This window comes from Staphylococcus sp. HMSC071G07, from assembly GCF_001811435.1.
Lineage (GTDB): Bacteria > Bacillota > Bacilli > Staphylococcales > Staphylococcaceae > Staphylococcus > Staphylococcus pettenkoferi.
On the sequence record NZ_KV804773.1, the window covers coordinates 1 to 1,183 of the forward strand.

Genomic DNA, 1,183 nt, shown 5'->3' on the forward strand with positions numbered 1-1,183 from the left:
TGTGTTCGGCATGGGAACAGGTGTGACCTCCTTGCCATCGTCACCAGACAATGGAATGTATTGCACATTCAAAACTAGATAGTAAGTATTGAACCAAGTCAAAACTTGAAAATTGATTAAGTCTTCGATCGATTAGTATTCGTCAGCTCCACGTGTCGCCACGCTTCCACCTCGAACCTATTCACCTCATCATCTTTGAGGGATCTTATAACCGAAGTTGGGAAATCTCATCTTGAGGGGGGCTTCATGCTTAGATGCTTTCAGCACTTATCCCGTCCATACATAGCCACCCAGCGATGCCGTTGGCACGACAACTGGTACACCAGAGGTATGTCCATCCCGGTCCTCTCGTACTAAGGACAGCTCCTCTCAAATTTCCTACGCCCACGACGGATAGGGACCGAACTGTCTCACGACGTTCTGAACCCAGCTCGCGTACCGCTTTAATGGGCGAACAGCCCAACCCTTGGGACCGACTACAGCCCCAGGATGCGATGAGCCGACATCGAGGTGCCAAACCTCCCCGTCGATGTGAACTCTTGGGGGAGATAAGCCTGTTATCCCCGGGGTAGCTTTTATCCGTTGAGCGATGGCCCTTCCATGCGGAACCACCGGATCACTAAGTCCGTCTTTCGACCCTGCTCGACTTGTAGGTCTCGCAGTCAAGCTCCCTTATACCTTTACACTCTATGAATGATTTCCAACCATTCTGAGGGAACCTTTGAGCGCCTCCGTTACCTTTTGGGAGGCGACCGCCCCAGTCAAACTGCCCACCTGACACTGTCTCCCACCACGATTAGTGGTGCGGGTTAGAAATCCAACACAGCGAGGGTAGTATCCCACCAACGCCTCCACGTAAGCTAGCGCTCACGTTTCTAAGGCTCCTACCTATCCTGTACAAGCTGTGCCGAATTTCAATATCAGGCTACAGTAAAGCTCCACGGGGTCTTTCCGTCCTGTCGCGGGTAACCTGCATCTTCACAGGTACTATGATTTCACCGAGTCTCTCGTTGAGACAGTGCCCAAATCGTTACGCCTTTCGTGCGGGTCGGAACTTACCCGACAAGGAATTTCGCTACCTTAGGACCGTTATAGTTACGGCCGCCGTTTACTGGGGCTTCGATTCGTGGCTTCGCAGAAGCTAACCACTCCTCTTAACCTTCCAGCACCGGGCAGGCGTCAG

Annotated in this window: 1 rRNA gene; it reads right to left on the reverse strand. The window is 52.2% G+C overall.

What is annotated here, in order from left to right:
• Positions 1-112: 112 nt before the first annotated feature.
• Positions 113-1,183: ribosomal RNA gene (locus HMPREF2802_RS07790) — 23S ribosomal RNA — on the reverse strand; the annotation flags it as partial.